Origin of the sequence: Rivularia sp. UHCC 0363 (genome assembly GCF_034931125.1) — a bacterium.
Classification (GTDB): Bacteria; Cyanobacteriota; Cyanobacteriia; order Cyanobacteriales; family Nostocaceae; genus Rivularia.
Genome location: NZ_JAYGHM010000040.1, coordinates 56,327 through 61,407 on the forward strand (window position 1 = coordinate 56,327; position 5,081 = coordinate 61,407).

Here is a 5,081-nt window from a genome sequence, read left to right on the forward strand (position 1 = left end):
GGAGATGGGGAGATGAGGGAGGGAGAGATCGGGAGATCGGGAGATGGGGGAGGGAGAGATCGGGAGATCGGGAGATCGGGGATCGGGAGATCGGGAGATGGGGAGATGGGGTAGTTAAACAGCGAGCAAGATGCTCGCACTACTCATAACTCATAACTCATAACTGCTAACTGCTAACTCCTAATTCCCAATCCAAAATCCAAAATCTAAAATCCAAAATCATTTAATATCCCGAAACCCATAGGAAAGATGCCGGTATACAATCGCGGCTAATTGCGCTCCTGTAATCGGTGCTACCCAGTACAGCCAGTGATATTGCCAAATACTTCCCACCAACGCTGGACCCAATGAACGCGCTGGATTCATGCTTGCACCCGTAATCGGCCCCATAAACGCCGCTTCTAGAGCTACTGTTAAACCAATTGCTAATCCTGCAAAACCAATGTGTGCGCGTCGATCAAGTCCAGACCCGAAAATCACAAACATCAAAATAAATGTCAGAATAAATTCCAGTACGAAAGATTGCAGCCAATTACCGTTCAATGGCAAAGTTGCACCCATATTGGCGACTTTTCCCAAACTCACAAAAAGTACGCCTGAAGCTAATACCGCACCAATTACCTGTGCCAAAATATACGGAATAACTAACCGTCTCGGGAAAAAACCACTCGTCCAAAATGCTAAAGTTACCGCTGGGTTTAAATGTGCGCCGCTGATATGTCCCAAGCTATAAATCATCGCTGCAACAACGGCACCGAAGACAAAACTTATACCTAAATGCGTAATGCTACCATCTGCGATCGCGTTTACCATTATCGCTCCAGTACCCGCAAATACTAAAGTGAAGGTACCGATAACTTCTGCTAAAGCTTCTCTTGTACACAGGCTACTCAATATCTCTAAGCGCAAAGGCTTTACACTTGAACTTATACCTTTTACTGGCACGATAGCGCCTCAAATCTGAAACACACTTTACCTAAATAGGTTATTTCAAAAAAAGTTGATATGTCAAGCAGCGAATCATTTGAATGGTGTATTTATATGATTAATATTTTCTTTGTTCAGGGTCTGTTATGTCGAGAAGGGAATTGGAAATTGGGAATTGGTCATAGAAAGTAGGGAGAAGAGATTGTCATAAAAATGTTAATAATTAAGCATAATTACTTTGAAATAATCAGTTTACCGAGCTTTTTAATCAGAAAATTGACATAAAAGCTAGCATTTGAGCTCAAATTATTTATAGCGAATTTCAATTACCCATTACCGATTACCCATTACCGATTACCCATTACCTATTCTTCGCAAGAACGTGCAGGTATAATTTTATGACATTCGCTATATTCTGCTAAATACTGCTGTAGCAATGCAAACTGAGGTTGATTGAGGCTGTAGTAAATCCAACGTCCTTCTTGACGAGCGCAAACTAAATTCGCTTCTCTAAGGGTTTTAAGATGAAAAGACAGCTTTGATTGACTTACATTTAAAATATTGCACAAATCGCAAACACAGATTTCACGATTTCGCAGTAATTGCAATACTTTAATTCGCAACGGTTCGGATAAAGCTTGAAAGCCGAAAATAATAATATCTGGAACGGTAGCAGCAGGAGATTGCATCAATATTATTTTATGAATAGATTTACAATTAGTTACAATTAACCATATTTATTTTGAACTAGAAATTACGGGCTGGGAGTGATACCTAATACCTGCTTGCTTAAATCTATGTAAAGCTTCGCCGAGACGGTCGGTATCCGCAATTAAACTGATACGAATGTAATTTTCACCACCAATTCCAAAGGCGTTGCCGGGAGTTACAACCACACCTGTTTGCTGCAATAACTGTAAAGCAAAATCGGTGGAACTGTTACCTGGGGGACAAGGAACCCATAAATACATTGTTGCTTTAGTTTTGGGAATATCCCAACCTAGATCTGTCAAACCTTGGATGAGGAAATCGCGACGGGTGGAATAGCGCTGCTGGACTTGCTGCAAATAGCTATCTGGCAGTTGTAAAGCAGTTTGAGCCGCTACTTGTAATGCGGAAAATATGCCGTAATCCAAGTTTGTTTTCAGCGTTCGTAAACCTTGGATGACATGACGGTTGCCGACTACAAAACCGACGCGCCAACCTGCCATATTATAGGTTTTAGACATGGTGTGAAATTCTACACCAATATCTTTTGCACCGGGAATTTCTAGCAAGCTCGTGGGTTGATAACCATCAAATGCTAATTCCGCGTAGCACAAATCATGTACCAAAATAATTTCGTATTTTTGAGCAAAAGCGACTATTTCTTCAAAAAATTCGCGGGGTGCAGTCGCCGCAGTGGGATTGTTGGGATAGTTAAAATAAAGTATTTTAGCTCGCTCTGCAACGGTGTCGGGTATTGCCGTTAAGTCAATTAACCAGTCATTTTCTGGCTTTAAAATTAAATTGTGGATTTCACCACCAGCAATTAACGGACCTCGAAAATGAACGGGATAGGACGGAGAAGGAACTAAAACTACATCACCGGGATTAACGTAAGCTAATGCTAAATGTCCCAACCCTTCCTTGGAGCCAAGCAAAGGTAAAGCTTCGCTATCGGGGTCTAAGTTGACTCCATAACGACGATGATACCAATTAGTAATAGCGTTACGAAAATCGGCCGTGCCTTCAAAAGGAGGATAGCCGTGGTTATGGGGATTTTGTAAAGCTGCGATCGCGGCATCTATTACAGCTTGCGGTGTTGCTCCATCGGGGTTTCCCATACCCAAATCGATCAAATCCAAACCTTGCTCCCGCGCTTTCGTCTTCAATTCATCCAAGCGAGCAAATGGATAAGCGGGTAGCTTTTGTATCCGTTGGGCTGGGATTATCCAGTCTAGATTCATTTTCAGATTTTACGATTAATAATTAGATTTCTTGAAATCACCACAGCAATTAATTGCTAACAAGACAATTATTTTATCCTTTCTTTTCGCTTTTAGAACCAGAAAACTTTTTACCTTGATTCATCCCGGAGGTTAAACTAGATGATAAACTACTTGTTTCTACTGGTGCTGTGGTGGAAACCATTGCTGCCATTAATTGTTCGATCGCAACTTTGAACGGCAATCTGTGAATATCAGAATTAGGCTGTAATGCAAATTCTGCTGCGAAGAACAACTGTTTGAGAGTTATATTACCCAAACCCAAATCATCCAGCTTTTGAGGTAATCCGATTTCCCCATAAAACTTCAATAATTGCTGTCTAGCAGTGGCTGCTAACTGGTTCCCCTGAAGCATTTCTTCCAGACGCAACTGCACCAAAATACCGTAAGCAACTTTTTCACCATGAATGCTTCCGCGTCCGCAAACATGAGTTAAACCATTATGCACTGCATGAGCCGCAACAGTGCGACATTGTGCGCCGCCAATTCCACCGATGACTCCAGCGAGTAAAACCGTCGCGTCTACAACTTCTTGCCAAACTTCGCTTCCAGGAGATTGTAAAGCCGCAACAGATTTTTGTAATAAAATATCGCGTAAAACTCTAGCTTGCTGAACCGCTGCAATAATTAAAGTTTGTTCTGAATTTCCACTGCTTACCGAGGCTTCATACCACTTAGCGATCGCGTCACCAATTCCCGCAACTAAGGTATTTTGCGGTGCGGTTTGAATCAAATCGTAATCTAGTACCAGTAAGTCGGGGCATTTATCCAAAGTTACATCGTATAAAAACGCTCCTGCATCGGAATACACGTTAGAAAGCGCAGTCCAAGCCGCACAAGTAGCCGGTGAAGTCGGAATTGTCACCACCGGAATTTGTAATTGATGTGCTACGAGTTTCGCAGTATCCAAGGCTTTACCACCACCGACACCGATAATCATATCAGCTTCATGGGCTTGGGCTTTGCTTCTTAAAACTGCCAAACTGCTTTCACTGCAATCGGGAGTATAACAAGCTAGCTCAAAATCTAATCCCTGAGATTGCCATGATTCCAGATAATTTTGGATAATATTTAAAGTATTGAGAGTGCGATCGCCACCTATAACCAAGGGACGATTTCCCAAACGAGAGATCGCATCTACTGTTTGGTCGAGGATTTGGTAGCCGCGAATTACTTTTGCTGGAGCTACCGCAAGGCTTAAAAACGAACTTTTTTTTGATTGATTAAGCATATAACTAATTTAATTAAACTAACGCTTACGTACACCAGAGTTGATTATTCCCTTACCGCTAAAAAATTACCGATTTGAAAAAGAACAAATTACATCGGTCATCTTAAAGTGTATTAGGATTAGCTTTCAATGAACAAATAACTCACCCAAATAACCGATCGGATTAATATTTTACCGAAAATAAGCATAAATTGTAGCGTCAAGTGCAAACTGAATGTTTATGTGTTAATTTGTGTATTTGATTACATTGTAAAACCAAAAAACCTTTTTAGACATTCAGTATCGACAATTAAATATAATTAAATAAAGAGTTAATAAAATAACAAGGATTAATCTATTACCATAAAGATACAAATTCAACAAGTAATAGCAGCTACATCAGGCTCTGAGTGTAAACACTTTTAAATAAAATAATAATTTAGTTGAATTTTAACGATAAAACTACAAAGCGATAACAAACCTCTTGGACGATTAGGGGAATAACATGGAACCATTAGACAATAAATTTCAACAGCCAGAAAAAGATGTTAATGGTAAAACTTACCAGCAAAGAGTTTTTTCTGTAGAAGAGCAAGCTGCAAACGGCGATCGCGCAAAACAAGTAAATACAAACGAACCAGCACCGATGTCAGAATTGAGAAAAGGTAGCCGTGGTGACATGGTAATGAAAGCACAGCGTATCCTAAAAACAACTTCTGACTATGTTGGATACATAGACGGTGATTTCGGTCCTTATATGGAAGCAGCAGTACAAAGTTTTCAGCGTCGCAGTAAAGTACCAATTACTGGAGTCATTGACAATGATACTTGGAATGCTTTAAAGCAAATTCGTTAATTGGGCAAGGGGATGGGGAGATGGGGAGATGGGGAGATGGGGAGATGGGGAGGATAAGGAGATGGGGAGATGGGGAGATGGGGAGGATAAGGAGATGGGG

5 protein-coding genes are annotated in these 5,081 nt (G+C 40.8%); 1 reads left to right on the forward strand and 4 read right to left on the reverse strand.

The genetic code is table 11. The annotated features are described in order from the left end of the window. Positions 1 to 219 precede the first annotated feature (219 nt). From VB797_RS21595 to VB797_RS21610, 4 genes are all read right to left on the reverse strand, one after another. A complete protein-coding gene (locus VB797_RS21595; protein ID WP_416350891.1) occupies positions 220 to 930 on the reverse strand; it encodes an MIP/aquaporin family protein in 711 nt (236 codons plus the stop codon). A gap of 362 nt (positions 931 to 1,292) precedes the next feature. Next, on the reverse strand, positions 1,293 to 1,616 hold the full coding sequence (locus VB797_RS21600; protein ID WP_323239797.1) for a metalloregulator ArsR/SmtB family transcription factor: 324 nt from the start codon (positions 1,614 to 1,616) through the stop codon (positions 1,293 to 1,295). A gap of 48 nt (positions 1,617 to 1,664) precedes the next feature. Then, complete coding sequence (locus tag VB797_RS21605; RefSeq protein WP_323239798.1) at positions 1,665 to 2,876, reverse strand: aspartate aminotransferase; 1,212 nt, start codon at positions 2,874 to 2,876, stop codon at positions 1,665 to 1,667. Positions 2,877 to 2,949: 73 nt separating this feature from the next. After that, positions 2,950 to 4,146 carry an iron-containing alcohol dehydrogenase family protein gene (locus VB797_RS21610; RefSeq protein WP_323239799.1) on the reverse strand — a complete coding sequence of 399 codons (1,197 nt, stop codon included), beginning with the start codon at positions 4,144 to 4,146 and terminating at the stop codon, positions 2,950 to 2,952. 484 nt (positions 4,147 to 4,630) lie between these two features. Here VB797_RS21610 and VB797_RS21615 point away from each other — a divergent pair, with 484 nt between their 5' ends. Continuing rightward, positions 4,631 to 4,981: a peptidoglycan-binding domain-containing protein gene (locus tag VB797_RS21615; protein ID WP_323239800.1), complete on the forward strand. Its 351-nt coding sequence runs from the start codon at positions 4,631 to 4,633 to the stop codon at positions 4,979 to 4,981. Positions 4,982 to 5,081 lie beyond the last annotated feature (100 nt).